The organism is Mycobacterium sp. ITM-2016-00318 (genome assembly GCF_002968285.2).
GTDB lineage: Bacteria > Actinomycetota > Actinomycetes > Mycobacteriales > Mycobacteriaceae > Mycobacterium.
Map to the genome: position 1 here is coordinate 4,121,439 of NZ_CP134400.1, position 26,336 is coordinate 4,147,774.

At 65.8% G+C, this 26,336-nt stretch carries 23 protein-coding genes and 1 pseudogene; 11 read left to right on the forward strand and 13 right to left on the reverse strand.

Annotation, left to right across the window (positions count from 1 at the left end):
* Positions 1-68 precede the first annotated feature (68 nt).
* Both C6A82_RS20125 and C6A82_RS20130 read right to left on the reverse strand, forming a co-directional pair.
* The gene (locus tag C6A82_RS20125) at positions 69-419 is read right to left on the reverse strand and encodes a VOC family protein (RefSeq protein ID WP_105349250.1); all 351 of its coding nucleotides are present in this window, start codon (positions 417-419) and stop codon (positions 69-71) included.
* Positions 416-1,816: an acyl-CoA synthetase gene (locus tag C6A82_RS20130; RefSeq protein ID WP_311101425.1), complete on the reverse strand. Its 1,401-nt coding sequence runs from the start codon at positions 1,814-1,816 to the stop codon at positions 416-418. Before C6A82_RS20130 ends, C6A82_RS20125 begins: the two co-directional genes overlap by 4 nt.
* Positions 1,817-1,907: 91 nt before the next feature.
* Between C6A82_RS20130 and C6A82_RS20135 the strand changes: the two genes are divergently transcribed.
* The 3 genes from C6A82_RS20135 (at position 1,908) to C6A82_RS20145 (ending at position 3,507) form a co-directional block, all read left to right on the forward strand.
* Entirely contained in the window at positions 1,908-2,390 is a 483-nt protein-coding gene (locus C6A82_RS20135) for an NUDIX domain-containing protein (protein ID WP_396836827.1), read from the forward strand.
* A gap of 163 nt (positions 2,391-2,553) precedes the next feature.
* On the forward strand, positions 2,554-2,958 hold the full coding sequence (locus tag C6A82_RS20140; RefSeq protein ID WP_105344702.1) for a nuclear transport factor 2 family protein: 405 nt from the start codon (positions 2,554-2,556) through the stop codon (positions 2,956-2,958).
* A 66-nt stretch (positions 2,959-3,024) separates the two neighbouring features.
* Positions 3,025-3,507: a hypothetical protein gene (locus tag C6A82_RS20145; RefSeq protein ID WP_396836828.1), complete on the forward strand. Its 483-nt coding sequence runs from the start codon at positions 3,025-3,027 to the stop codon at positions 3,505-3,507.
* 68 nt (positions 3,508-3,575) lie between these two features.
* Here the strand turns inward: C6A82_RS20145 and C6A82_RS20150 are convergent, their stop codons facing one another.
* Positions 3,576-4,541 carry a proline dehydrogenase family protein gene (locus C6A82_RS20150; RefSeq protein ID WP_105344703.1) on the reverse strand — a complete coding sequence of 322 codons (966 nt, stop codon included), beginning with the start codon at positions 4,539-4,541 and terminating at the stop codon, positions 3,576-3,578.
* A gap of 1 nt (position 4,542) precedes the next feature.
* Positions 4,543-6,171, reverse strand: a complete 1,629-nt coding sequence (gene pruA / locus C6A82_RS20155; RefSeq protein WP_105344705.1) for an L-glutamate gamma-semialdehyde dehydrogenase — start codon at positions 6,169-6,171, stop codon at positions 4,543-4,545.
* A gap of 94 nt (positions 6,172-6,265) precedes the next feature.
* On the opposite strand from pruA, the gene C6A82_RS20160 reads away from it, so the two are divergent.
* A complete protein-coding gene (locus C6A82_RS20160; protein ID WP_105344706.1) occupies positions 6,266-7,885 on the forward strand; it encodes a CdaR family transcriptional regulator in 1,620 nt (539 codons plus the stop codon).
* Here C6A82_RS20160 and C6A82_RS20165 read toward each other — a convergent pair.
* Complete coding sequence (locus C6A82_RS20165) at positions 7,882-9,654, reverse strand: acyl-CoA dehydrogenase family protein (RefSeq protein WP_105344708.1); 1,773 nt, start codon at positions 9,652-9,654, stop codon at positions 7,882-7,884. The two genes, C6A82_RS20160 and C6A82_RS20165, sit on opposite strands and share 4 nt — an antisense overlap.
* A 271-nt stretch (positions 9,655-9,925) precedes the next feature.
* Here C6A82_RS20165 and C6A82_RS20170 point away from each other — a divergent pair, with 271 nt between their 5' ends.
* The gene (locus C6A82_RS20170) at positions 9,926-10,228 is read left to right on the forward strand and encodes a hypothetical protein (protein ID WP_142405938.1); all 303 of its coding nucleotides are present in this window, start codon (positions 9,926-9,928) and stop codon (positions 10,226-10,228) included.
* A 75-nt stretch (positions 10,229-10,303) separates the two neighbouring features.
* Here the strand turns inward: C6A82_RS20170 and dapC are convergent, their stop codons facing one another.
* Positions 10,304-11,392, reverse strand: a complete 1,089-nt coding sequence (dapC, locus tag C6A82_RS20175) for a succinyldiaminopimelate transaminase (RefSeq protein ID WP_105344724.1) — start codon at positions 11,390-11,392, stop codon at positions 10,304-10,306.
* A gap of 32 nt (positions 11,393-11,424) precedes the next feature.
* Positions 11,425-11,748 carry a ferredoxin gene (gene fdxA / locus C6A82_RS20180; RefSeq protein ID WP_105344711.1) on the reverse strand — a complete coding sequence of 108 codons (324 nt, stop codon included), beginning with the start codon at positions 11,746-11,748 and terminating at the stop codon, positions 11,425-11,427.
* A 266-nt stretch (positions 11,749-12,014) separates the two neighbouring features.
* Between fdxA and C6A82_RS20185 the strand changes: the two genes are divergently transcribed.
* Both C6A82_RS20185 and C6A82_RS20190 read left to right on the forward strand, forming a co-directional pair.
* Positions 12,015-12,572 carry a PadR family transcriptional regulator gene (locus C6A82_RS20185; protein ID WP_105344712.1) on the forward strand — a complete coding sequence of 186 codons (558 nt, stop codon included), beginning with the start codon at positions 12,015-12,017 and terminating at the stop codon, positions 12,570-12,572.
* Positions 12,569-14,584: an NADPH-dependent 2,4-dienoyl-CoA reductase gene (locus tag C6A82_RS20190; RefSeq protein WP_105344714.1), complete on the forward strand. Its 2,016-nt coding sequence runs from the start codon at positions 12,569-12,571 to the stop codon at positions 14,582-14,584. The genes C6A82_RS20185 and C6A82_RS20190 overlap by 4 nt, the downstream gene beginning before the upstream one ends.
* Before the next feature lie 71 nt (positions 14,585-14,655).
* On the opposite strand, the gene C6A82_RS20195 is transcribed toward C6A82_RS20190, so the two are convergent.
* The 3 genes from C6A82_RS20195 to C6A82_RS20205 form a co-directional block, all read right to left on the reverse strand.
* Positions 14,656-15,207: a YceI family protein gene (locus C6A82_RS20195; RefSeq protein WP_105344716.1), complete on the reverse strand. Its 552-nt coding sequence runs from the start codon at positions 15,205-15,207 to the stop codon at positions 14,656-14,658.
* A gap of 69 nt (positions 15,208-15,276) precedes the next feature.
* Positions 15,277-15,738, reverse strand: coding sequence for a DUF2231 domain-containing protein (locus tag C6A82_RS20200; protein ID WP_105344717.1), 462 nt, complete (start codon positions 15,736-15,738; stop codon positions 15,277-15,279).
* Between the two features lie 111 nt (positions 15,739-15,849).
* The gene (locus C6A82_RS20205) at positions 15,850-18,429 is read right to left on the reverse strand and encodes a bifunctional FO biosynthesis protein CofGH (RefSeq protein ID WP_311101426.1); all 2,580 of its coding nucleotides are present in this window, start codon (positions 18,427-18,429) and stop codon (positions 15,850-15,852) included.
* Positions 18,430-18,659: 230 nt separating this feature from the next.
* Between C6A82_RS20205 and C6A82_RS20210 the strand changes: the two genes are divergently transcribed.
* Positions 18,660-19,898, forward strand: a complete 1,239-nt coding sequence (locus C6A82_RS20210; RefSeq protein WP_142406022.1) for a hypothetical protein — start codon at positions 18,660-18,662, stop codon at positions 19,896-19,898.
* A gap of 12 nt (positions 19,899-19,910) precedes the next feature.
* Here the strand turns inward: C6A82_RS20210 and C6A82_RS20215 are convergent, their stop codons facing one another.
* Both C6A82_RS20215 and mshB read right to left on the reverse strand, forming a co-directional pair.
* Positions 19,911-20,321 carry a hypothetical protein gene (locus tag C6A82_RS20215; RefSeq protein ID WP_105347396.1) on the reverse strand — a complete coding sequence of 137 codons (411 nt, stop codon included), beginning with the start codon at positions 20,319-20,321 and terminating at the stop codon, positions 19,911-19,913.
* Between the two features lie 113 nt (positions 20,322-20,434).
* Positions 20,435-21,316, reverse strand: coding sequence for an N-acetyl-1-D-myo-inositol-2-amino-2-deoxy-alpha-D-glucopyranoside deacetylase (gene mshB, locus C6A82_RS20220; protein ID WP_105347395.1), 882 nt, complete (start codon positions 21,314-21,316; stop codon positions 20,435-20,437).
* On the opposite strand from mshB, the gene C6A82_RS20225 reads away from it, so the two are divergent.
* A complete protein-coding gene (locus C6A82_RS20225) occupies positions 21,281-22,198 on the forward strand; it encodes a glutaminyl-peptide cyclotransferase (RefSeq protein ID WP_105347393.1) in 918 nt (305 codons plus the stop codon). The genes mshB and C6A82_RS20225 overlap by 36 nt on opposite strands.
* Positions 22,199-22,614: 416 nt before the next feature.
* On the opposite strand, the pseudogene C6A82_RS20230 reads toward C6A82_RS20225, so the two are convergent.
* Positions 22,615-22,948, reverse strand: a pseudogene (locus C6A82_RS20230) (PIG-L family deacetylase); the annotation flags it as partial.
* Between the two features lie 587 nt (positions 22,949-23,535).
* Here C6A82_RS20230 and C6A82_RS20235 point away from each other — a divergent pair.
* Entirely contained in the window at positions 23,536-24,792 is a 1,257-nt protein-coding gene (locus tag C6A82_RS20235) for a hypothetical protein (protein ID WP_142406021.1), read from the forward strand.
* 151 nt (positions 24,793-24,943) lie between these two features.
* Positions 24,944-26,218 carry a chloride channel protein gene (locus tag C6A82_RS20240; protein WP_105347409.1) on the forward strand — a complete coding sequence of 425 codons (1,275 nt, stop codon included), beginning with the start codon at positions 24,944-24,946 and terminating at the stop codon, positions 26,216-26,218.
* The last annotated feature ends 118 nt before the right edge of the window (positions 26,219-26,336 follow it).

The window sequence follows — 26,336 nt, forward strand, 5'->3', positions numbered from 1 at the left end:
CAGCCCATGCGCACCGGAGAATATGGGGACGCCCATACACCCTGAGCACCTCGGGCTCATGCGTCGCGTCAGTCGTGGGGCGCCAGAATGCAGAACTCGTTGCCCTCGGGGTCGGCCAGCACCACCCACGTCTGCTCGCCTTGGCCGATGTCGACGTGGCGGGCGCCCATGCCGATCACCCGGTCGACCTCGGCCTGCTGATCGTCGGGCCGGAAGTCCAGATGAATGCGGTTCTTCACGACCTTCTCGTCGGACACCGCGATGAAGATCCAGTCGGGTCCGGCACCGGGCGGCGGATGCAGCCGCACGTCGCCGTCGTCGTCGATGCCGTGCGGCCAGCCCAGCACCTGTGCCCACCACTCGCCGAGTGCGGTGGCGTCGCGGGCGTCGATGCAGATCTCGTCGAATATGAGGCTCAGGTCATCAACTCCTTCTTCAGCACCTTGCCCATCGCATTGCGCGGCAGACTGTCGACCACGCGTACCTCGCGCGGGCGCTTGTGCATCGAAAGCTGTTCTGCGACATAGCTGATCAGTATTTCTGGATCGGCGTCGCCGACGACGAACGCGACGATGCGCTGACCAAGGTCGTCATCGGGCACGCCGACCACCGCCGCCTCGGCCACGCCGGAATGCCCGAGCAGCACCGTCTCGATTTCACCCGCACCGACCCGGTAACCGCCGGTCTTGATCAGGTCCACAGATTCGCGCCCGACGATGCGGTGCATACCATCGGCGTCGATGACGGCCGCGTCGCCGGACCGGTACCAGCCGTCGGCGTCGAACGCGTTCGCCGTGGCTTCCGGCAGATTCAAATACCCGTCGAACATCGTCGGCGTCTGAACCTGCAGCGCCCCAATGGTTTCGCCGTCATGCGGGGACGGCGCACCGTCGTCGTCCACCACCCGGGTCCGCACACCGGTCAGCGGCAGGCCGACCCAGCCGGGCCGACGCTCGCCCGCTGCCCGGGTACTGACGGTGATCAGGGTTTCGCTTGCGCCGTACCTCTCCACCGGGGGGTGCCCGGTCAGTTCGGCGAGCCTGTCGAACACCGGCACCGGCAGTGCCGCGCTGCCCGACACCAGCAGGCGCGCCGAGGACAGCGCTCGCGCGGCGTCGGCATCGTCGACGACGCGCGACCACACCGTCGGCACCCCGAAGTACAGCGAACCGGAGGCCTCGGCATAGCTCACTGGCGTCGGTTTCCCGGTGTGCACGAAGCGGTTTCCGATCCGCAGCGAGCCGAGCAGTCCGAGCACCAGCCCGTGGATGTGGAACAGCGGAAGGCCGTGCACCAAGGTGTCGTCTGCGGTCCACTGCCAAGCCTCGGCCAGCGCATCGATGTCGACGGCGATCGCCCGCCTGCTGACCAGCACACCTTTCGGCGGACCCGTCGTTCCCGAGGTGTACATGATCAGTGCGGTGGCCTCCGGCGGCGGTTCCGCGTAGCGGTGCCATGACCGCGCGTGCAGCCGCACCGGCATGTGCGGCAGGCCTTCGGGTTCGTCGGGCTGCTCGCCCAGCCACAGTTGCGCGCCGGAGTCGGACAGAATGTGCCGCCGCTCTGCCGCGCCGACGTCGGCGGGCACCGGAACCACGGGTACCCCGGCGATGAGGCAACCGGTGACGGCAAGCACGGTGGTGGCGGTCGGCCTGGCAAGGACCGCGACCCGCTGCGCGCCGCCGACCCGTTCGGCCACCGACGTCGCGGCGCCGACGAGGTCGCTACGGCTCAGCACGGCGCCGCCGATGCGCACCGCGTCGCCGATGTCGGCGCCGCCCGCGACGGCCGCGGGGTTCAGCGAAGCCAGCAGCACGCCGCCGAGGCTACCCGTATGCGCTCGGCATACTTGGCCCGTGGACGAGATCCGGCGCATTGCTTCTCGCGAGGTGTACCGCAACGACTGGATGAGGGTGCGCGAGGACGAGGTGCGCCGCCCCGACGGGTCCGACGGCATCTACGGCGTCATCGACAAACCGGACTATGCGCTGATCATCGCCCGTGACGGCGACCGGTTCCGGCTGGTCGAGCAGTTCCGCTATCCGCTCGGCCTGCGCCGCTGGGAGTTCCCGCAGGGCACCGCACCTGGACGGGCCGATCTCGATCCGACCGCGCTGGCCCACCGCGAACTGCGCGAGGAAACCGGTCTGCGTGCCGAATCGATGGTGTCGATAGGTCTGCTCGACGTCGCAGGGGGGATGAGCAGCCAGCGCGGCAGGGTCTTCGTCGCCACCGGCATCACCGAGGGCGAGCACGACCGCGAGCACACCGAACAGGACATGCACAGCGAGTGGTTCGGCCGTGCTGTCGTCGAAGCGATGATGCGAGACGGGGAAATCACCGACGCCCAGACGCTCGCGGCCTGGACACTGTTCCTGTTGAGCGAGTGAGCGCGGGCGTCGGGGGCGACTGTGCGCCTGCTGACGACAGTCGCCGCAGAACCGTCAGCGGACGCACACTCGCGATGAGTCCGGCAGTCGAAGGCGGTCTATATCGACATGTCCATCACCCGCACACCCTGGCTCACACCACCAAATACGACCTGGAGACAATATGAGTGACGAACAGGCCATCCGCGACGTGTTCACCGGATGGGTCGACGCGATCCGGACGCAGAACCTGAACGCCGTTGTCGCCAATCACGATAAGGGCATCGTGATGTTCGATGTGCCACCGCCCTACGACGGCATCCGCGGCATCGACGATTACCGCGATTCGTGGCCGCCGTTCTTCGATTTCCTCGCCACCGGCGCCGAATTCACGGTAGTCGAGCTCGACGTCGTGGCAGGTGCCGACGTGGCGTTTGCGTATGCGTTGTTGCGCTGCGGTACCCGTGACCAGTTCGCCGAGAACCCCGACAACCGGCTGCGGGTAACCGTCGGGCTGCGCAAGGTCGACGGCCGCTGGCTCATTGCGCACGAACATCATTCGTTCCCGATGACCGACACGGAGTCGTAATCCGCGGGTCCGCCCGCTCAGGGCGCTACGGTGCCCCTCGTGAGAACAGCGCTGCGCCGAGTGGGTATGGCTTGGCTGGCCGCCACTTCCGCAGCCGCAGGCGTGTGCGCGATGTCCGCCGCCCAAGCCGCCCCCCACGTCTGGAACGGCAAGTACTCGCTGATGCGCTACGCGGGTGAGAAGACGGGCACCAGCCTGGCGGCCCGCCAACCCGAACCGGACTTCAGCGACGTCTACACCTTCGTCACCGACTGCTCCAGCGGCTCATGCGTAGCGACCGTCGTCGACGGGCCCAAACCCGCCAACCCGACACTCCCGCTGCCGCCGCGGTACACGTGGAACGGTTCCACCTGGGTGCACATCTACGAGTGGCAGTGGGACTGCTATCTGGGCGAGGGCATTCCGAAGGCATGGAACCCGGCGCGGTCCGTCGCGTACTACACGCCGCAAGCCGACGGCACACTGCGCGGAAGTTGGCGCACAGATATCTCCGGCGGACCCTGTGCCGGCTCGGTGATCATGAGTGTCGCCGCATTTCCGTCCGGCTAGACCGCCGAGCCTGCTGCCAGATCGCGATCTGAGGCAGATTCGCCGATCTGTATGCAGTCTCGAGGTCGTCAGTGGTGCCGCTCGGCGAGCGCGCGCAGGAAGAACGTCAGGTTCGCGGGCCGCTCGGCGAGCCTACGCACGAAGTAGCCGTACCACTGCGTGCCGAAAGGGACGTAGACCCGGACGTGGTTGCCCCCGTCGGCCAACCGGCACTGTTCGGCGTCGCGGATGCCGAACAGCATCTGGTATTCGAAGCGGTCGGCAGCGCGGCCGTTTTCCCGAACCAGCGCAGGCACCGCTTCGATGATCGTCGGGTCGTGGGAGGCCACCATCGGATAACCCGATCCCGCCATCAACACGCGCAGGCAACGCATGTAGGAGTCGTTGACGTCGTCGCGGTCGCGGAACGCAACCGACGCCGGTTCGTCATAGGCGCCCTTGCACAGTCGGATTCGCGCGCCCGAGGCGGCGAACTCCTTGCAGTCGCCTTCCGTGCGCTTGAGGTATGCCTGTAGAACCGTGCCGAGCCAGGGGAATTCGTTACGCAGATCGCGCACGATCGACAACGTCGAGTCCGTCATCGTGTGGTCCTCGGCGTCCACGGTCACCCAGGCGCCGACCCGCTGCGCCCTTTCGCAAATAGTATGGGCGTTGTCGCGGGCGATCTTCTCCCCGTCGCGCGGCAGCGCCTGGCCGAGTGCGGACAACTTCAACGACACTTCGAGCGGCCGCACCGTGATTCCCGCGGCTTCCTCGCGTGTGCCCAGCGCATCGAGCAGTTCCAGATAGGCCCGCACCGTCTTGTCGGCGTCCTCGACCTCGGTGGTGTCCTCGCCAAGGTAATCGATGCTGACCATTCTGTGGCTATCCCGCAGTTGCGCAACGGAGTTCAGTACCTCGGCAACCGTTTCGCCGGGCACGAAGCGGTGCACCACATCTCGGGTCACCGGTAACCGCTCAGCCGTGCGCCGCAGTCCGTCTGACCTGCTGGCCGCGAGAATCGCCGGGCGCCCGACCCGATCGAAGAAGCCCATCTCAAGCCTCCATGTGCGGGTAGTTGTGATCGGTCGACGGTACGAACGTCTCCTTGATGGACCGGGCCGACGTCCACCGCAGCAGGTTGAGCGCGGAGCCCGCCTTGTCGTTGGTGCCCGATCCGCGCGAGCCGCCGAACGGCTGCTGCCCGACGACGGCGCCGGTCGGCTTGTCGTTGACATAGAAGTTGCCCGCGGCGAACCGCAACCGGTCCTGTGCCTGCAGCACTGCCTGCCGGTCGTCGGCGATGATCGCTCCGGTCAGCGCGTACTTCGCGCCGTGGTCGACGACGTCCAACATCTGCTCGTAGTCGGAGTCGGGATACACGTACACCGACAGGATGGGCCCGAAGTACTCGGTGGAGAACGATTCGTCGCCCGGATCGTCGGACATCAACACGGTTGGCCGGACGAAATAGCCCTCGCTGTCGTCGTATTCGCCGCCGACGGCGACCGTCACGCCCGCCGCGCCCTTGGCGCGTTCGATGGCCTTGACGTTCTTGGCGAACGAGCGCTCGTCGATGAGGGCGCCGCCGAAGTTTGTCAGGTCGGTGACGTCGCCGTAGCGCAGCGCCTCGGTGGCGCCGAGGAAGTCGTCGCCCATCGACTGCCAGACCGAACGCGGAATGAACGCCCGCGAGGCCGCCGAGCACTTCTGTCCCTGGAAGTCGAAGGCGCCGCGGATCAGCGCGGTGCGCAACACGTCGGGACGCGCCGACGGATGCGCGAGCACGAAGTCTTTGCCGCCGGTCTCGCCCACCAGTCGCGGATAGGTGTGGTAGCGGTCGATGTTCGCGCCGACCTCGCGCCACAAATGCTGGAACGTCGCGGTGGAGCCGGTGAAGTGGATGCCGGCCAGCCGTGGGTCGGCCAGTACCACATCCGAAACCGCGATTCCGTCGCCTGCGAGCAGGTTGATGACGCCAGGCGGAAGTCCGGCGGCCTCCATCAGTTGCATCGTCAGGTACGCGGCGAACGCCTGCGTCGGCGACGGCTTCCACACCACGGTGTTGCCCATCAGCGCTGCCGCGCTCGGCAGGTTGCCCGCGATCGCGGTGAAGTTGAACGGCGTGATGGCGTAGACGAAACCCTCGAGCGGACGATAGTCGGTGCGGTTCCACACCCCGCGCGAGCTGATCGGCTGCTGCGCCATGATCTCTCGCGCGAAGCCGACATTGAACCGCCAGAAGTCGATGAGCTCGCATGCTGCGTCGATCTCGGCCTGATAGGCGGACTTGGACTGACCGAGCATCGTTGCCGCGCAGAGCTTTTCGCGCCACGGTCCCGCCAGCAGATCCGCGGCACGCAGGAACACCGCGGCGCGCTCGTCGAACGGCGTGTTCGCCCATTCGTCCTTGGCGGCCATGGCCGCGTCGACGGCGGCGGTTGCATCGGAGTGCTCGGCGTTGGTGAGGGTGCCCAGTGTGGCGGCGTGGCGATGCGGCTGAACGACGTCGATGCGTTCGCCGCCGCCCATCCGGTGGGTTCCGCCGATCACATGGGGCAGGTCGATGGGGTCGTCGGCCAGTTCGGTGAGCGCGGTGACGAGGCGCGCGCGTTCGGGACTGTTCGGTGCGTATTCAAAGACCGGCTCGTTGGCGGGCGCGGGAACCTGGGTGACGGCATCCATGCAGTAAGGATCCCCCTTCGACCCATTCCTAACCGATGGTCGATCGGACAAGACCACAGAGGGCTTATAGTCGGATCGGACAAAGGAGTGGGCGATGGCTGAGCGGGAAGGGCTTTCCCTCGGTCAGCTGCTGCTCGCGCTGGACCGCACGATGGTGACGCTGGTCGAAGCCCCGCGCGGGCTCGACATGACGGTCGGCTCGGTCGCGCTGGTGGACGTCGACGACATCCGGCTGGGACTGGCCGTCGGCGCAGGCTCCGCCGATTTGTTCTTCCTGCTCGGCGTGTCCGACGCCGAAGCGGTCGGCTGGATCGCCGACCAGGTTCGCGGCGCCGGCTCTCGTCCGCTGGCGCCGGCCGCGCGGCCCCCCGCGCCGGCCGCCATCTTCGTCAAGGAGCCGTCGCCGGCGGCGGTGGAACAGGCCGTCGCGCTCGGCACCGCCGTCGTCGCCGTCGAACCGCGCGCCCGCTGGGAGTCGCTCTACAAGTTGGTCAACCACGCTTTCGAGCATCACGGTGACCGCGACGACCCGCGCAGCGACTCCGGCACCGACCTGTTCGGGCTCGCCCAGTCGATCGCCGAGCGCACCCACGCGATGATCAGCATCGAGGACGACCAATCGCACGTACTGGCCTATTCGGCGTCCAACGAGGAGGCCGACGAACTGCGCAGGCTGACGATCCTCGGCCGCGCGGGCCCGCCCGAGCATCTTGAGTGGATCGGCCAGTGGGGAATCTTCGACGCCCTGCAGGCCAGCGGTGACGTGGTCCGTGTCGCCGAGCGCCCTGAACTCGGTCTGCGACCAAGGCTCGCGGTGGCCATCCCGCTGCCCGCGACGGATGCCGGGCGACCGCCGGGGTTCGCGGGCACGATCTGGCTGCAGCAGGGTTCTGCACCGCTGGCCGACGACGTCGAGGAGGTGCTGCGCGGTGGCGCTGTGCTCGCGGCACGCATCATGTCGCGGCTGTCAGCGGCGCCTGCGACGCACACCGTACTGGTGCGAAACTTGCTCGGGCTCGGCGAGGACGCTGCCGACGTCGGCGCCATCGCCCAGGAGCTGGGGATCGCCTCCGATGCTCGCGCGGCGCTGGTCGGCTTCCGCGGTGAAGGAAGCTCGGTGCCGGCCAACGTGATCGCATTGAGCGCGAGTGCATTTCGAGCCGACGCTCAGGTCGCCTCGACCGGTGAGCGCGTCTACGTGCTCTTACCGAAGATCGGGGCGACGTCGACGCTGACGTCGTGGGTCCGCGGCATCGTCGCCGCGCTGCGCCGCGAGATGGGCTTGACGATGCGAGCGGTGATCGCCGCGCCGTTGACCGGCCTCACGGGTGCGGCCCCCGCCCGCGCCGAGGTGGACCGGGTCTTCGACAGCGCCGAGCGGCATCCGGGAGCCATCGGCCAGATCACGTCGCTGGACGAGGCGCACACCACGGTGCTGCTCGACGAGATCGTCGCGCATGTCGCCGGCCAGACCCGGCTCGTCGATCCGCGCGTGCGCGATCTGCGGGAGCGCGATCCGATGCTGGCCGACACCCTCGCTGCCTATCTCGACGGCTTCGGCGACATCGCCACGGTCGCACAGCGGCTGCACGTGCATCCCAACACGGTGCGCTACCGCATCCGCCGCATCGAGAAGCTCTTGTCGACGTCGCTGGACGACCCGGACGACCGGCTCGTACTGGCTCTGGGGCTGCGGGCGACCGAGCGGCGCTAGGGCGCGAAGGCGCCGGCAACGAGTTCGTCGAAGCGTTCGATGGCATCGTCACCGTCGGCGTCCAGCCCGCGCAGCGGTCCGCGGTCGGCGAGATACCGCTGCGCGTACAGGCGCGCGACGAAGCCCTTTCGGTCCGTTCCGGTTTCGGCACGCTCCCATGCGGCCTGCTCGGACAACAGCGCACCGGCATAGACGTCGCCCATGAACTGGGCGAGCGGGAACAGGCGGGCCTCGGCAACCGCACCGTCGAGCTTGCTCCACGCGGTGATGGCCGCATCGAGATCATCGACGCGGCGGGCGACAAGGGCGGTCATGTCGTCGGCGTCGGACACCGACACGGCGTCGTGGAGGCGTTGCAGCAGCGACTCGTGCGCCTGGGCACGCTCGATACCGCGCCGCACGTCCAGGCACAGGATGTTGTCGGGCCCTTCCCAGATGGTGTTCACCTGCGCGTCGCGCAATATCCTTGCCACCGGCCAAGTCTCGATATAGCCGTTGCCGCCGTGGATCTCGATCGCGTCGGAGGCCATCGTGATGCCGAGCCTGCAGACCTTGAGCTTGGTGACGGGCACCGCGATGCGCTGGCGGACCGGCCGCGGCTGGCGCCTGTTGGTCGCGCCGGTGCCGTCGAACACCAGCGCCTGCGCGGCTTCGACGTCGACGATCATCTCGGCCAGCTTGCGGCGCATCAGCGGCTTGTCGATCAGCGCGTCCCCGAATGCCTGCCGACGTCCGGCGTAGCACAGCGACTCGACGAGGGCGCGCCGCGCATTGCCGAGCGCGAACAGCGCAATGCCAAGGCGCGCAGCGTTTGTCAGCTCCATCATCCGGCCGAGTCCCTTGCCGTCAGACGGGCCGGCGTCCGCGCTGGCCTCGCCGGACAGCAGGAACGCCTCGGCGTCGACGAACTCGATCTCGCCGGAGGCGACCGAGCGGGTGCCGAGCTTGTCCTTGAGCCGTCGCACCCGCACCCCGTTGCGTGAGCCGTCGCGCCGGGTCCGCAGAACGAGGAAATTCGCGACACCCTTGCTCGAGTCTGGCGCACCTTCAGGCTTTGCGAGCACCACGAACGCCTCGCCGTTGCAATTTGATGCGAACCACTTGAAACCGTTGAGCAGCCACGCATCTCCGTTGCGGGTCGCCGTCGTCTCCAGCGCGCCGAGATCGGATCCGCCGGTCCGCTCGGTCAGCAGCTGAGCGGTTTCGCCCTCCCATTCACCCGACTCGAACTTCGCGAGCACGTGCTCGCGCACGTCGGACGGCGCGTACGCGGCGACCAACGCCTTCACCATGCCGCCCCCGGTGCCGAGCGCACAACCCATGCCGATGTCGGCCTGGTTGAGCAGATAGTTCGAAGCGAACAACGGCAGCGCCGAGCTCATGCCGGCGCTGCGAAGGTCCTTGCGCAGCGCCTGCTGCGCGTCGAGCACCGTGCGACGGGATTCGATGAATGACGTCGGCATGACGACGCGGCTGACGTCGTGACCCCAGCGGTCGTAACGCTCGAGCCGTGGTGGGTTGCGGTCGGTCTCCTCGGCCCACCGCGACACCGGGCCCGCCATCAGGTCGCCGATGCGTCTCAGATGCGGTTCGGCGACGGCGAGCTGCTCGGGGTGCAGGTAGTAGGCCATGGTGGCCTGCAGGGTCGGGTCGGTGGCATACCAGTTCAGGCCGACCGCCCCCTGGTAGTCCTCGGTGCGGTAGCGCGCCGACTTCTCCGGCGTCGTGAAGGGCAGTCTGTCGACGGCCTCCACGTCGTAATCGCTCATGACGCGACGGTATTGCACATTCGACGGCGGAGTGAAGTAGTTCGACAGAGGATCGCTCGCGTGTCCTGACCGCAAGGCACCCACCAACGACCGGGCATTACATTGAACGGTGGATCTCGCTCGACCAAGCCCGTGATGAATCGACCATTGTGCTTTGCTCTATTTCGCTTGGCACAGTGATTCATTCGATCATGAATGGTTCGGTCTGCTGACATTCGCCGAGAATTTGCGCAGTTGCGTCATACGTCGTGAAAGATGTTAAGGTCCCGATATGGGGAGGCCAAAAGGGCTGCCCACGCACTGTACGGTCGAGGGGTGCGACCGCGAATACAGGGCGCGCGGGCTTTGTTCCATGCATTATTACCGCTGGAGAGCAGGACGGCCACTGGCCGGCGACGAACGGGCCGAGGGCGAAAAGCACGGCAACTCAAAGCTCACCGCTGACAATGTCAAGGAATTGCGCTCGCTTTATGCCGCTGGCGCCACGTTGCGGCAACTCGCGGAGAAATTCGGTGTGTCGAACGTGTCGATCTACAACGCCGTGTCGGGCAAGACCTGGCGCCACCTCGACTAGGGTCGATCGATCCGACGCAGATGCTTGCGCTTGTGGTCCATTCCGGCACCGAGCCGGTGGGCCAGTACCCGCGAGTCAGCCCCTGAGTCGCTCGACGGCGGCGGCGATACGTTCGTCGGTGGCGGTCAAGGCGAAACGAACGTGCTGTGCTCCACGCGGTCCGTAGAACTCGCCCGGCGCGACGAGGATCCCGCGCTGCGCGAGCCATCGCACGGTGTCGCGACACGGTTCGCCCCGGCTGGCCCAGATATAGAGCCCGGCCTCGGAGTGGTCGACGGCGAATCCCGCCGCCTCCACCGCGGGCAACAGCATCCGTCGGCGTCTCTCGTAGCGCTCCCGCTGCTCACGTTCGTGCGCATCGTCGTCCAGTGCAGCCACCATCGCGCCCTGTACCGGGCTGGGCATCATCATCCCGGCATGCTTGCGCACCGCGAGCAGTTCAGCGATCAAGGCGCGGTCGCCGGCGACGAAACCAGCGCGGTAGCCGGCCAGCGAGGACGTCTTCGACAGCGAGTGGATGGCCAGCAGTCCGGTGTGGTCGCCATCGCACACCGACGGATGCAGCAGCGAGACGGGTTCCGCATCCCACCCGAGGCCCAGGTAGCACTCATCGGATGCGACGACCGCGCCGCGCTCGCGCGCCCAGCCCACCACCTTGCGCAGATGGTCGACGCCGAGGACGGCACCCGTTGGATTGCTAGGCGAATTGAGGTACACCAACGCGGGCGACTGGGGGCCCAACTGGGTCAGTGAGTCGGCGACAAGCACCTGTGCACCCGCCAGGCGGCCGCCGACTTCGTAGGTGGGATATGCCAATTCGGGCACGACGACGACGTCTGTGGGGCCCAGCCCGAGCAGCGTCGGCAGCCAAGCGATGAGCTCCTTGGTGCCGATCGCCGGTAACACGGCGTCCTGGTCGAGGCCGGTGACCCCGTAGCGACGGTGAAGGGCCGCCACCGCCGACTCGCGAAGCGCCTGTGTGCCTGCCGTGGTCGGGTAGCCCGGTGCGGCGCTGGCTGCAGCGAGGGCTTCGCGGATCAGCGGCGCGACGGGGTCGACCGGGGTGCCGACGGACAGATCCACGATCCCGTCGGGATGTGCCCGTGCCTGCGCCGTCGCGTCGGCGAGGGTGTCCCAGGGAAAAACCGGCAGCCCCGCAGAGATGCCGCGGCGAGCCACCTCGGATCCGGCCGTTATCAATCGTGGGCTTGCGGCGCTAAATCCTTGACCGACTGCGGATCATTCTCGGTCATTCCGACCTTGGAGGCGCCGCCCGGCGATCCCAGCTCCGAGAAGAAGTCGGCGTTGATCTGGGTGTAGGAGCTCCACTGGTCGGGCACATCGTCTTCGTAATAGATGGCCTCGACGGGGCAGACCGGTTCGCACGCGCCGCAGTCCACACATTCGTCGGGGTGGATGTACAGCATGCGTGCGCCCTCGTAAATGCAGTCGACAGGGCACTCTTCGATGCAGGCCTTGTCTTTGAGGTCGACGCAGGGTTCGGCAATCGTGTACGTCACTGAATGCTCCTCGAGTCCTCTCGATCAAATCTGATCAATGGGGGCTGCCCGTGTGTTGGGGCCTGCCGAAATTCGCTCCAGTATCCGATGTGGATGCCGGGAGGTCTGTGTCAGCCTGCCCTAACTTTCTGCGCCCACCCGCAGGCGGACGCGTAGTTACTGATACTAGACGTTGCATATACAAGTGCCTAGCCGGCATACCCCTATGCGCACCGGTGCAGTGCAACAAGTTGCATAGAACAGTCATCTGCTCATACCCTGCTCACGTGGCCCTCCCCCACGCGATCCTGGTGTCGCTGTCCGAGCAGTCCGGGTCGGGCTATGAGTTGGCGCGCCGCTTCGACCGTTCCATCGGGTTCTTCTGGAGTGCGACTCACCAGCAGATCTACCGCACCCTGCGGGTGATGGAGGACGACGGCTGGGTGCACGCGACGCCCGTCGTGCAGCACGGCAGACCCGACAAGAAGGTGTACACGGTGGCCGACGCCGGTCGCGCCGAACTGGCTCGCTGGATCGCCGAGCCGTTGACCGGTCGCGGCAGTTCGGTGACCGACACCCGCACCCGTGACCTGGCCGTGAAGATCCGCGCGGCCGCGCAGGGGGATGTCGCAGCCCTACGCGAGCAGGTCAGCGCGCTGCGGTTCGAACGCGCCGAACTGCTCGACACCTATCGCGGATTCGAGAAGCGCCACTTCCCCGACCCGAGCGCGCTCACCGGCAGCGCACTGCACCAGTACCTGGTGCTACGGGGCGGCATCAGAGCCGAAGAAGGCGCCATCGAATGGCTCGACGAGGTGGCCGCCGCCCTGAAGGAGAGCCCGTGATCGAGAGATACCCGAACCTGTTGTCGCCGTTGAACCTTGGGTTCACGACGCTGCGCAACCGGGTGGTGATGGGCTCGATGCACACCGGCCTGGAGGACCGGGCGGCTGACACCGACAAGCTCGCCGCGTACTTCGCCGAGCGGGCGCGCGGCGGTGTCGGCCTGATCATCACCGGCGGGTATGCGCCCAACCGCACCGGATGGCTGCTGCCGTTCGCCTCACAGCTGGTTTCCGCCGCAGAGGCGCGCAGGCACCGTCGCATCACCGACGCCGTGCACGGCGAGGACGGCAAGATCCTCCTGCAGATCCTGCACGCGGGACGCTATGCCTACCACCCGTTCTCGGCGAGCGCGTCGGCGATCAAGGCTCCCATCAACCCATTCAGACCGCGCGCGCTCAGGAACGTCGATGGTACCGTCGGCGACTTCGTCCGCTGCGCCGAACTGGCCCGCGAAGCCGGCTATGACGGTGTGGAGATCATGGGCAGCGAGGGCTATCTGGTGAACCAGTTCCTCGCGCCATGCACCAATAAGCGCAACGACTCGTGGGGCGGCTCGCCCGAGAAGCGCAGGCGATTCCCCGTCGAGATCGTGCGTCGTAGCCGCGTGGCGGTCGGGCCCGACTTCATCATCTGCTACCGCATGTCGATGGCCGACTATGTGCAGAAGGGTCAGAGCTGGGACGAGATCATCGCTCTGGCAACCGAAGTCGAGGCTGCCGGGGCGACGATGATCAACTCCGGCTTCGGCTGGCACGAGGCACGGGTGCCGACGATCGTCACCTCGGTGCCCAACAGCGCATTCGTCGACATCAGCAGCGCGGTCGGCGAACACGTCGATATCCCGGTGGTGGCGTCGAATCGAATCAACATGCCGCAGGCCGCCGAGCAGATCCTCGCCGACACCCATGTGCAGCTGATCTCGATGGCACGGCCGCTGCTCTCAGACCCGGACTGGGTCGCCAAGGCGCAGGCCGATGCCGCCGATGAGATCAACACGTGCATCTCATGCAACCAGGCGTGCCTCGACCATGCGTTCGTGCACAAGAAGGTGTCATGCCTGCTCAACCCGCGCGCCGGTCGGGAGACCGATCTGGCGCTGTCACCAACCCGCAGCACCCGCCGTGTGGCGGTCGTCGGCGCCGGACCGGCGGGGTTGGCCACCGCGGTGGCTGCCGCACAGCGCGGCCACGACGTGACGTTGTTCGAGGCGGGCAACATCATCGGCGGGCAATTCGACATGGCGAGAAGGATTCCGGGCAAGGAAGAGTTCAGCGAGACCATCAGGTACTACACGCGGATGCTCGACAAACACGGCGTCGACGTCCGCGTGAACACCCGCGCAGGCCTCGCGGAGTTGGCCGCATTCGACGAGGTGGTACTGGCCACCGGCGTCGTACCGCGGATGCCCGACATTCCCGGCATCAATCATCCGATGGTGATGTCCTACGCCGAGGCGATCATGGGCAAGGCGGTCGGAAAGACGGTGGCCGTCGTCGGCGCGGGCGGAATCGGTTTCGACGTGAGTGAGTTCCTGGTCACCGATCAGTCGCCGACGCTGAACCTCAAGGAATGGAAGGCGGAATGGGGTGCGGCCGACCCGCAAGAGGCGCGCGGGGCGTTGACGACGCCGATCCCCGCGCAGCCCGCCCGCAAGGTCTATCTGTTGCAGCGCACCAAAGGCCCGCAGGGCAGGCGGCTCGGCAAGACGTCGGGGTGGGTGCACCGGGCATCGCTGAAGGCCAAAGGTGTCACGCAGCTGTCAGGCGTGAATTACGAGCGCATCGATGATGACGGGCTGCACATCAGCTTCGGTGCCAACCACGAGCGCAAGCAGCTCCTCGAGGTCGACAACGTGGTGATCTGCGCGGGTCAGGAGTCGGTACGCGACCTGGAAGAGGGATTGCGCTGCAACGGAATCGAGCCGCACATCATTGGCGGGGCCGCGATCGCAGCCGAGCTTGACGCCAAGCACGCCATCAAGCAGGGCACCGAACTCGCCGCCCGGCTGTAGGTCTGCGCCGAACGTGAAACCACTGCGAGATTCGAGCGCATTTCTCGCAGTGGATTCACGTTCGTGGTTGCTCAGGCCTGCTTGAGCGCCTCGATCTCGAGGGTGATGGTCACCTGGTCGCCGACGACGGCGCCGCCGGTCTCCAGCGGCATGTCGATGTCGATGCCGAAGTCCTTGCGGTTGAGGACGACCGATGCGGTGAACCCGGCAACCTCACCGTGGCCCATGCCAGGGTTGGTGCCGTTGAATTCCAGGTCGAGGCTGATCGGCTTGGCGATGCCCTTCAGGGTGAAAACGCCGTCGAAGACGTAGTTTTCGCCAGCCTCGCGCAGGCCGGTCGATGTGAAGGTCGCGGTCGGGAACTGCTCGACGTCGAAGAAGTCGGCCGCCTTGAGGTGCGCGTCGCGCTGCTCGTTGCGGGTGTCGACGGAGTCGACGGCGATCTCGGCGGTGACCGACGGCGTGCCGTCCGCACCGACCACCACGGTGCCCGAGAACGTGTTGAACTGGCCGCGGACCTTGCTGACCACGAGATGACGTACCGAGAAGGCGATCGACGAATGAATGGGGTCGATGGCCCACGTTCCCGCGCTGAGTCCGGTGGTTGTGGTGGCTGCGGTCATGAAATCTCCTCGAACTGTGTGTCGGCCTTTCCGACACCGTCAAGAAGTTAAGCGGACCCCGGTCCGGTTCTATTCCCGGGTTCCCCACACCGCTTGCGCGCCGGCGTCGCCGATCATCACGACGCCGAACGTTGCCCACACCCCGACCCCGACGGCGATCACCGCGACGATCACGGTCAGCGCCTTCTTCGGCTCCGCGGCGCGCGACTCGATGCGATGCTGGACCGCCTGCACAACGGCGACGACCAGCAGACCGATCGCGAAGTAGATCGCCCACTCCGCGCGCTCCTCATGCGTCTCGAGGATGGGCGAGTGCTCAGTCTGCTGGTTGAACAGCCACTCGCCCGCCGAGACGGTCAGCGGTGTCAGGACCACCACTGTCGCGGCGAGCGCCAGGTTGAGCCACACCAGCCGTCGTCGCGCGGCGGGCCACACGGCGCAAAGGATCTCGAGGAACGCGAGCAGCGGCGCGAGCACCACGATGGTGTGGTTGAGCAGAGCATGGGCGGGCAGGCCGAAAAGGGTTGTCAAGGCGCGCTCCTGGGCTGGGGACGGCGACAGTCACTTTCGTATACGTGATGAGCCTGACATTCGGTTCACCGATACGCCGGGATTGCGGCTGCAACAGCCCGGCGAGTCGCGTCAGGCAGCCAGCGGAGCGTAGGTGGTGGTGCGCTGCCGGGCGGGCCTGCCGATTCCCTCGGCGATCGCGGTCAGCTCGTCGACGCTCATGGCGGACCCGAACTCGGAGCCGGCCATCCGCGAGATCGTCTCCTCCATCAGCGTGCCGCCCAAGTCGTTGGCACCGCCGTTGAGCATCACCTGCGTGCGCTCCACACCGAGCTTGACCCAGCTGGTCTGGATGTGAGAAATCCTGCCGTGCAGCATGATCCGCGCCAGCGCGTGGACAGCGCGATTGTCGCGGTGCGTCGGTCCCGGCCGCGCGCCGCCCGCAAGGTAGAGCGGCGACGACTGGTGCACGAACGGCAGTGGCACGAATTCGGTGAAACCGCCTGTTCTGTCCTGAATGTCGCTCAGCACGCGTAGATGGCCGACCCAGTGCTTCGGCGTGTCGACGTGGCCGTACATCATCGTCGAACTCGAACGCAGTCCCACTTCGTGTGCGGTGCTGACTACTTCGATCCACATCGATGTCGGGAGCTTGCCTTTGGTCAGCACCCAACGGACTTCGTCGTCGAGGATTTCGGCTGCGGTGCCCGGGATGGTGTCGAGCCCGGCCTCGCGCAGGCCGATCAGCCATTCGCGGATGGACAGCCCACTCTTGGTGACGCCGTTGGCGATCTCCATCGGCGAGAAGGCGTGCACGTGCATCGACGGCACGCGCTGTTTCACGGCACGGACCAAGTCGGCGTAGCCGGTGACCGGCAGCTCGGGATCGATTCCACCCTGCATGCAGACCTCGGTCGCGCCCGCGACGTGCGCCTCCCACGCCCGGTCGGCGACCTCGCCGGTGGACAACGAGTAGGCGTCAGCGTCGCCTTTTCGTTGGGCGAAAGCGCAGAATCGGCAGCCGGTGTAGCAGATGTTCGTGAAGTTGATGTTGCGGTTGACGACGAAGGTCACGTCATCGCCGACGGTGTCGCGTCGCAACGAATCAGCTAGTGCGGCAACAGCATCCAGTGCAGGACCTTCTGCGGTGGCGAGCGCGAGGTACTCGTCGTCGCTGCAACCCGCCGGGTCCCGTTCGGCCGAGCGCAGCGCGGCGGCCACGTCGGTGTCGATGCGTTCGGGTGCGCGTGCGGCGAGCTCGCTGACCTTCTCGCGAATCGATTCCCAGTCGCCGAACGCGCTGTTCAAATCGCTTCTGGTGGTAGTTAGCCGTCCCTCCGAGTCGATCGCCTCGTGCAGGTCGATGCGGCCGAGCGACTCGGACGCTTCGTCAGGCTCCTGCCACGGGTGCCCGACGGGGTTGATGTCCAATGCGAATCCGGTATCGGCGTCGGCCAGCGCGGCGACGTGGCCCTGCACACGCGGATCGATCCACGCCGCGCCGGCCTGAACATACGGCGGCTGCGCGGTCAGCCGCTGCACCAGGTCATAACCCGCCTCTGCGGTGACGGCGGCGAGTTCATCCAAGGCCGGCCAGGGTCGTTCGGGATTGACGTGGTCGGGTGTCAGCGGTGAAACGCCGCCCCAGTCGTCGACGCCCGCACCGATCAGGGCGAGGCATTCGTCGCGCGACACCAGGTTCGGCGGGGCCTGGATGCGCATCTTGGGCCCGAGCACCAATCTGCTGACCGCGATCGTCGCCAGGAAGTCCTCGATACCCGCATCGGGCATCGAGGCCATCGCGGTGTGGTCCTTGGCCCGGAAGTTCTGCACGATCACTTCCTGCACATGGCCGAATGCTTTGTGCGACTTACGAATCGCATGCATGGTCTCGGCGCGTTCAGTGAGCGTCTCGCCGATGCCGACCAACAGGCCGGTGGTGAAGGGAATGGACAGCCGGCCCGCGTCGTCAAGCGTGCGCAGTCGGATGTCAGGATCCTTGTCCGGGCTCCCGTAGTGCGCCAAGCCTTTGGTCTCGAAGAGTCGGCGCGACGTGGTCTCCAGCATCATGCCCATCGACGGGGCGACCGGCTTGAGGCGCGAGAGCTCCGACCACGACATCACCCCCGGATTGAGGTGCGGCAGAAGCCCTGTCTCCTCGAGCACGCGGATCGCCATCGCCCGCACATAGTCCAGCGTCGAGTCGTAGCCGCGCTCATCGAGCCACTGCCGCGCCTCGTCCCATCGCGCCTCCGGCCTGTCGCCGAGCGTGAAAAGTGCTTCCTTGCAACCGAGTTCGGCCCCGCGGCGGGCGACCTCGAGGATTTCGTCGGGCTCCATGAACATCCCGCGGCCCGTCGCGCGCAGCTTGCCCGGCACGGTGACGAACGTGCAGTAATGGCAAGTGTCGCGGCACAGGTGGGTGACGGGAATGAACACCTTGCGCGAGTAGCTGACCGGTAAGCGGCCGTTGGGTCCACGCCGGTTCGACGAGGTCAGACCGGCATCGCGGACTCGTGCGGCGCTGGCGCAGAGGTCGGCGAGGTCGTCGCCGCGGGCCGTCATGGCGATGGCAGCCTCGTCGACGTTCAGTGAGACGCCGTCGCGGGCACGACGGAGTACGCGCCGCAAAGCAGACGAGCTGGGGGCGCCGGACTGGGCTGGGACCACCGGGCTGGGCAGATCGGTGCCGTGCTGCGGGTTCAGGACCACTCCCGTGTAACCCCGCGAAGGTCGATGATCATCCGCACGTCTCACATTCTGAAACACCGGTGCCTGACATATGGTCACAGTAGTCCGCTCAGTGCGAGCTGTGGAGCGCCCTGTCATCCCTCACGAGAAAATGACGTCACGATTATCGGCCCCGGATTAGCTAACGCTTATGTCAACAACTAGCGTAAGTTCATCTACGGGACGGGGGTCTTTGCCATAGAGGGGCCATTATGACTATTTCCGCACGTGCGGCCCTGATGGCCGGTGTCGCGACGATCACGGCAACCGCGATGATTGCGCCTTCGGTGCAGCCTCCTCCGCCTCCGGAGCCCACGATCCAGCTGGCGGCCTCCAGTCAAACGCTTCAGCAGCAGGCCGTTCTGCAGCAGCTCGAGTCGTCCGGTGAAGTGTTGGAATTCCTGAGGGGGATCCTTCTCGCGCCGGGCATCGGGACACCGCCGCCAGAACCCCCAACTATTCCGCCTATGCCCGTACCGGGTTCGGTGACCTCGGTCATCGAGAGCGCCTACCTGGCCATCGAGCCGTGGGTCGCCTACGGGTTCGAGGTCGGCGCGTGGGCGTTCGGTTGGGTTCCGTATATCGGCTGGCTCGCCCCGCAGATCTGGCCTATCGGGTACCAATTCGGCGAACGTCTTGTCCGAGCCATCGTCTTCAACGTCATTGACTGGCTTCAGGGCGACGGCAGCTTCATCGACAACGTGGTGGATTGGGGCGCCGCGTCCATCAACGCCTTGATCGACTTCGGGATCGATCAATGGTACTTCTGGATCGGCTTCCCGTTGCCGCCGCTTCCGGGCATCTTCACTGCCGCTGCACCCGCTACAACTCTGGCGGGGCTGACGGAAATGCCGGGGGCCGGTGCCGGAAACGCCGGCATCTTGCGCGGCCTACTCGATCGTGTTCTCAATCCTGTCAGCTCCGGCGGAGGCCTCGGCGGCGCTTCGCTGGGCTCCCTGTTCAAGAACGGGCTCGGAGGATTCGGTGACCTGCTAAGCGATCCGTTGGCGCCGCCCGATGAGGCGAAGATCTCCGACGTCAGCACAATCCCGTCGATCGTGAAAACCCCGTTCACGCCGCTCAAGGGCTTGCGAGGCAACGTTGACGCTGCTGGTCAAACCGGAGCGGGCCCCCTGGCCGCGGTGACGAAGACGGTGCGAAACGTCCGCAGCGAGATTCGGACCGGCTTCAACGCCACTAACGACGCGACCGACGCCGGCAACAACGTCGTCCGTGCCCAAGGCGCGCGCGGACCGGTGGGCAGAGCAGTCACCGAGGCAGCGGACGCCCTGCGCGGCGGCAAGCCGAACAGGAACGCTGACGACTCCACCACGACGAAATCCGTGGCCAAGAGCGTTGGCGATACCGCGCGCAAGGTCGTCAAGGACGTCCGCCAGGCGGACCCACGTAACGCGGCGAAGGATCGACCCGCGGCCTCGGCCGACAAGTAGTCGCTAACGCCGTCAGTTACGCCGATAGAGCAGAAGGGCGGGCGGCAGCGCACCCGCCACGATCAGCAGCAGTAACTGCCACTGCGCGCTGAACACTGCGTCGTCACCGGGACCGGGAAAGGTCAGCACGCCGACGGTCGCCAGCCATGTCCAGAGCGGTAGGGCGGCCAGCCGCGACGAGGTCGTCCACTGCATGGCGACCCATACCAGGGCGACGTTGAGCATGCCGCTGATCAGCGCGCTGATCGGAAACGGAATTGCGCCGACGCGAAGCGGAAGAAAGAAGGCGGCGAGTATCGCTGAGAGGATGCCGTCAACGGCGAGAACCGTGAGGGCGACGGCGCGCAGAGCCCTGGTGTCGTCGGGCGACCGGCTCAGGTCGGGATGCTGTCGAGCAGCGACACGAAGGAGCCGAGCACCCACTGGTAGCTGTCCAGGCGGTCCTGCCAGTGCTGCAGGTTGGGATCGAGATCCTGGTCCATGACTGTCCTTTGTGTTTGCGGCCACTCGGTCGAAGCTTAACCCGTATTTGCCGGTTATCCGACAGTCAATCCGGCAAGAAGGTCGTTTTCCCAGCCGCGGTGGTCTCGGTCGCCGGGCTCTCCGGAGACGAGGATGTAGTGCTCTTCGGCCGCGAGGGGCAACGCGATGTTGTTGGACAACGCGAAAGAGCGGCCGTCGGGAGCCACGGTGACCTGGGTGGCGTGTGCGCGCATCGCAGCGATCTTGGCGGGCAGGTGCTCGCCCGCGTCGATGACGGCGTCGATCTTGTCGTCGGGATAGCCGAACGGGACCATGTCGATGGTCACCCGCACCCAGTCGGCGGGGACGCCGTCGAGGTTCTCTAGAGCCGCGCCCATCGCGCTTTTGGCGATGACGGTCCAGTAGAACTTGGGGACGTGCCACGGCTCGCCCGGATAGTCGCGTCCTGCTGATGCGGCAACGGCTTCGGTTGTGACACGGTGGGCTTGGATGTGGTCGGGATGGCCGTAGCCGCCGTCAGGGTCATAGGTGACGACAACGTGCGGCCTTACTTGGCGGATGATGGCGACGAGTTCGCCGACGGCCTCGCGCATGTCGGCGTCGGCGAACCGCTGACGGTGTCGCGATGCCGTGCCTTCCATGCCGGAGTCCCGCCAATGACCGGGCCCGCCAAGGAAATTCGGCTCTTCGACGCCGAGGGCGTTGAGTGCTTTGGTCAGTTCACTGATGCGATACCCGCCGAGTTGGTCTGCGACGTCGACGGCAAGCTGGGCGTACTTGTCGCCGATGACCTCGCCCTCTTCGCCAAGGGTGCAGGTGACGACGTGAACGTCAGCGCCTTGGGCGATGTAGTGCGCGATGGTGGCGCCCGTCGTCAACGTCTCATCGTCCGGATGCGCATGGACGAAGAGCAGGCGGGGCGTTTCGGTTGGCATCGTTCAGACACCTTAGCTGGCGGGGTTCGCTTCGCTACTGTGGATGAGGTGGGCGAATCTGAGCGGGCGATTCGCGCGCCTCATTGGTTGATCGTCTGCGTCGCAACGGTAGTGACAGCTGGAGCGGGTTGCGGAAATGCGGCGGTCAGCGATGAGGGCGAAGGCACAAACCCTTCTGAGCCCGGGACGACGGCTGTGGCCAGCTTGGTGCCGGCCATCATCGCAGAGACCCCGCACGACGCCACCGCCTTCACCGAAGGCTTGGTTTTCGATGGCCCACGGCTGTACGAGAGCACGGGAAACTTCGGTACGTCTCAATTGCGGGAAATCGACCCGGCGACCGGGGCGACGCTTCGCTCGGCTGACCTACCCCCGGACTTCTATGGCGAAGGGATTGCCGTGGTTGGCGATCGCATCTGGCAGCTGACGTGGAGGAACGGCGTCGCTATCGAATGGGACAAGCCGAGCATGAAACCGCTACGGCAAGTTCGCGTAGACGGTGAGAGCTGGGGGCTCTGCTACGACGGAGAGCGTCTCATTCGGAGCGACGGCACCGACCGGCTCCACTTTCATGATCCTGCCGCGTTCACCGAGACCGGATCGGTCGCGGTCACCTTTGAAGGTAACCCGCTGCGTCAACTCAACGAACTGGAATGTGTTGACGGCCAGGTGTGGGGAAACGTCTTCATGACCGATCGAATTGTTCGGATTGATCCGCGAACAGGCGATGTCACCGCGATGGTCGATGCCCGCCGTCTCGTCGACGACAAGCGAAGGGGTAGAGAGGAAGTGCTCAATGGCATCGCGTTCGCAGGAAGCGGCGAGTTCCTGCTCACTGGCAAGTACTGGCCGACCATGTTCCGTGTTCGCCTAGACGGGTGAAAGCGCTTCCGCGGGAGAAGCGCCTCGCCTCACTTGCACAGGTCGGCGATTTTCTTTCGGTCCTGCTCTGCGTTCGCAAGGCGCGGCGCTTGTTCCGAGTTCGAGTTTGGGATTCCGGCCAACGCGTTCATGCCGATCGCTTGCAGATTGGCGGCGAAGGAACGAACCGAGTCAGCTAATTCCGACGGAGTGTCCGGGCGGACGCTACTCAGCAGATAGTCGCCGCCACCGAACATTGCCAGACGCGAATTGCCGGCAACGGCTGCCTGCGCGACGGGCTCTGCGCCGAGGTCGTTGTGCGTCTGCATGGCGACGGCTGCTGTAATCGTCTTGAATGTGGTGCGGACGGCGGGCCTTGGGGTCGTCCTCGTCCGTGCCGGCCGTCGGTTCTGGAGCAGCGGTTGATTTTCCCACCAGCGCCCATGTCGCGGTGCCATGTCTTCCTTGCCGAAGTCGCGCCAATAACCCGGCCCGCCAAGAAAATTAGGCTCTTCGACGCCGAGGGCATTGAGTGCTTTCGTCAGTTCACTGATGCGATATCCGCCCAGTTGGTCTGCGGCGTCGACGGCAAGCTGGGCGTACTTGTTCCCGATTACTTCACCCTCCTCGGAGGGTGCAGGTGACGACTGCGACCTTGACGCCGCGGGCGACATAGTGCGCGATCGTGCCACCGGTCGTCAGCGTCTCGTCGTCCGGACAGGCGTGTACGAACAGCAAGCCAGGGCTTCGCGGATCGGCATCGCGCTGCACATACCCTCGCGGCGGAATCGGCCCCCTGCACCCTTGCGGTCGAGTCACGTCCCACAGAGCGGGCACAATGCCCGCCAGCACGCGGCGCGTCGCGCAACAGAGCGGCAAATCATCAAATTGTTTAACTTATTTACGAGAGCGTTAGTTAACAGCCGGCGCTGGATTTCGACAGGCTCGCCTCAATTTGCCAGATCACGACGATGGGCTCGCAATCTGCGGTCAGCGGATTCCGAGGGCATCGCTCAAACGCTGGTTTCTGGAGTGCGCACACCGGGCCATATTCGGAGTGGATACTGGATAAAAGCCGAGATGAGCGCACTCCGTCGGCCGGTCACAAACCTGCGTGCGGACTCAGCAAATCCGCGGGACGGGCGCAAAACTATCGGGCTCGACGGCGCTCTGCGCTCGAGGTTTGCCATGGTGTTAGCCTAACGACATTTGCTCGTAATCAGCTATCTCCAGGACATAAGGGAGATTATTGCGATCGCAATCAATTCATGTTGACCCGAGCAAACCTGAGAATTAACTGAAATCTCTGGCATACATTCCTGAGTGCTGCATATCACAGCCACGCCAGGAGGACCCCGATGCAACTGTCACTACGCCCATACGTAACCGCCGGTATGGCGATAGCCGGAGCGAGCGTCATCGCCCTAGCTCCGATCCAACCGAGGTCGACCGATATTCAGATTCCCAACCCTGCGGTCGTTCGCGACGTACAGCTTGCTGGGGTCGTCGACGAGGCGATCAACGAATTGCTCTTCACCCTCGTTGCTTCGCCGACCGTTCAAATCAGTGAAGCCCTCTTGGTGCCGTTGGCAGAAGCCCTCGGGATCGATCCAGCGCTAGCGGCGTCGCTCCCCCTTGCGTCCTTGGGCCTCGTTGGTCCGGTCATCAGCGGCGGAGGAGCGACCGGGGTGGCTCTCCAGAGCCTCATCGACGCTTTCGACGCCGATAATCCCTTGGAAGCGCTTGCTGTCGCGCTTATCGCCACCGGTCCCGCAACCATCATCGATGGCGTAGTCAACGGCGGATACGGACCCAACCTGTCCGAACTGGTGATTCCTCTGCTACCGCCACTCCCGCGGGTGGGCGTTTTCCCTGTGGGCTGTAACCCGACGAGCGCAACGTGCGTGTCCGTTCAACCAACGTACGGAACCCAGATCTTCGCGCCGGGGCTTATCACGCCGGCGGGCATCGTGACGCAAATTCTCCCGGGTATCCCTCCGAGCCCATTGCCCAGGATCGTCATCACCCCCACTCTGCCGGGCACATTCCCAGTGCTCCAGACGCTGACCGAGGCGCTCTTCGGTGCGCTTGGTGATGCGCCTGGTCTGGGTGATCTTCCTGGTTTGGGTGATCTTCCTGGTCTGGGTGATCTTCCCGGTCTTGGGGGTTTCCTTGGCAACTCCTCGACCGCAAACTTGGCGAGCGCGAAGGTTGTCGACCCAGCGGCGAAGAATGTTGTCACGCTGGACGCGTCACCCAACAAGGACCAGGACACCGCGCCGGACCCCGAACTGGCGGGACCCCCGGAGGGCCTGCCTGGTCAGGCGGGAGGCCCCGCAAAGCGGGTTCGCGCGGTCCTCGACGCCGCTACCCAGCCGGGTAAGGAACTCGGCGCGAATATCGCCGCTGCGGCCAAGCCGCCGGGCGGCACAACGGCCATGCGTGGTCCCGTCGTATTCGACCCGCCAACCACGCCCGGAGACAAGTCCGAGGACGCCAAGAACGGCGTCCGCCCCGGTGCCGGAATCAGCGCGGTTGCCAAGAAAATTGGCGACACCGTGCGGAACACACTCGGCGGCGGAACGCCAAAGACGAGCAGCGCCGACGACGAGTAGAGCTAGCTGCACAACTGAACGAGTCAGCCCTCTTCCCAGCGAAGGGGGCTGACTCTGTTGAACCGCACGGTGAAGGCTTCACCCACCGCCACGCATCGCCGCCGATGACCACCACCGACCCAAACGGGTCTCGGTGGCATACATTCAGCCCGTGAGTCGGCGCACGCTCGAATTTGGCTGCGGCATCATCCTCGTCGGGCTCCTCGCCGGAGTCGCCGGTCTCTGCACCACACTGCTGCTGCGCTTCGTTGAGCACCTGACGTATCACTACGCGTTCGGCACCCTGCTCTCCGGCGTCACCGGAAGCAGTCCCGTACGGCGCGCGGTGGGACCGATGATCGGTGGAGCGCTCGCCGGTTTGGGCTGGTGGATGCTTCGTCGACGAACCGAGGTGCCGCCGCTGGCCGACACCATCGCCAACCACCGACGCATCCCGCGGTTGCCTCTGACCATCGACGCGGCACTGCAGGTATTGATCGTCGGCTCGGGAGCATCACTTGGCCGCGAAGGCGCGCCACGTCAATTCGCCGCAGCCCTCAGCGATCTCGGCACCTCTCGGTGGTCACTGACGGAGCGGGACCGCGAGATCCTGCTGTCTTGCGCCGCCGGCGCAGGCCTGGCAGCCGTCTACAGCGTTCCGATCGGCGGCGCCCTATTCGCGACCGCAATCCTGCTCAAGACGTGGCATCCTCGAGCCGTCGGTACTGCCTTGATCACCTCGAGCCTTGCGGTCGCGGTGGCATCACCAGTCACGCATGAGGCCACGCCCCTGGAATGGCCGAATCCCCAATTGTCTTATCTGCTCGCGGCATCCGCGATCGTGCTGGCACCACTTGCTCTCGGTGTCGGCTTAGGGTTCAACCACATCATGGCGCGAGCGCGGCCGGCGACGCTCATGAAATCTTGGGTGCTGATACCCTCGATCGCCGCTGCAGGCCTCCTCATCGGTCTCTGTTCGATCCAATACCCAGAGCTACCCGGGAACGGCAAGAGCATCCTGACGATCAGCCTGAACAGTGGGCTCACCTTGGGCGCTGCCGCACTACTTCTGTTCCTCAAACCGCTCCTCACCGCGGTTTTCCTTCGCGCAGGCGCAGTCGGCGGAATGCTTACTCCCGCACTGGCCACGGGCGCGGCATTGGGATCGGTTGTCGCGCTGTCGATCAACATGTGGACCGAACACCACGTCAGCGTGCCCGCGGTCTCGTTGACGTGCGCAGCCGGTGTACTCGCGATTACGCAACGGGCGCCGATCTGGGCGGCGATCTTCGTGTGGGAGCTCGCGCGCCCGCCGTGGTGGCTGCTCGCCCCGTTCCTGGTTGCGGCAGTATCAGCCCACCTACTTCAGGTTGCTGTCAAGGGGCGTCGGAATGCTCACTCGGATAGCCCTTCCGGCGGAGGTGCTGTGGCGGTTACTACCGAGTAACCCAGGTTGGGAACCGAGCCTTCTTCGGTTCGCCAGTCGCTATCTGATCCACAGCCAATCGATCGGTAGGTAATCCGATGCAAAGCTGACGCAGAAGGCTTTCGAATGGTCTTTACGA

What these genes read in the sequence shown, in the direction of transcription:
- C6A82_RS20235 (WP_142406021.1), top strand. Translation starts at nt 23,536, where the DNA reads ATGCAACTGTCACTACGCCCATACGTAACCGCCGGTATGGCGATAGCC.
- C6A82_RS20145 (WP_396836828.1), top strand. Translation starts at nt 3,025, where the DNA reads ATGGCTTGGCTGGCCGCCACTTCCGCAGCCGCAGGCGTGTGCGCGATG.
- C6A82_RS20165 (WP_105344708.1), bottom strand. Translation starts at nt 9,654, where the DNA reads ATGAGCGATTACGACGTGGAGGCCGTCGACAGACTGCCCTTCACGACG.
- pruA (WP_105344705.1), bottom strand. Translation starts at nt 6,171, where the DNA reads ATGGATGCCGTCACCCAGGTTCCCGCGCCCGCCAACGAGCCGGTCTTT.
- C6A82_RS20140 (WP_105344702.1), top strand. Translation starts at nt 2,554, where the DNA reads ATGAGTGACGAACAGGCCATCCGCGACGTGTTCACCGGATGGGTCGAC.
- C6A82_RS20195 (WP_105344716.1), bottom strand. Translation starts at nt 15,207, where the DNA reads ATGACCGCAGCCACCACAACCACCGGACTCAGCGCGGGAACGTGGGCC.
- C6A82_RS20160 (WP_105344706.1), top strand. Translation starts at nt 6,266, where the DNA reads ATGGCTGAGCGGGAAGGGCTTTCCCTCGGTCAGCTGCTGCTCGCGCTG.
- C6A82_RS20135 (WP_396836827.1), top strand. Translation starts at nt 1,908, where the DNA reads ATGAGGGTGCGCGAGGACGAGGTGCGCCGCCCCGACGGGTCCGACGGC.
- C6A82_RS20170 (WP_142405938.1), top strand. Translation starts at nt 9,926, where the DNA reads ATGGGGAGGCCAAAAGGGCTGCCCACGCACTGTACGGTCGAGGGGTGC.
- C6A82_RS20225 (WP_105347393.1), top strand. Translation starts at nt 21,281, where the DNA reads ATGGACGAAGAGCAGGCGGGGCGTTTCGGTTGGCATCGTTCAGACACC.
- C6A82_RS20210 (WP_142406022.1), top strand. Translation starts at nt 18,660, where the DNA reads ATGACTATTTCCGCACGTGCGGCCCTGATGGCCGGTGTCGCGACGATC.
- C6A82_RS20150 (WP_105344703.1), bottom strand. Translation starts at nt 4,541, where the DNA reads ATGGGCTTCTTCGATCGGGTCGGGCGCCCGGCGATTCTCGCGGCCAGC.
- mshB (WP_105347395.1), bottom strand. Translation starts at nt 21,316, where the DNA reads ATGCCAACCGAAACGCCCCGCCTGCTCTTCGTCCATGCGCATCCGGAC.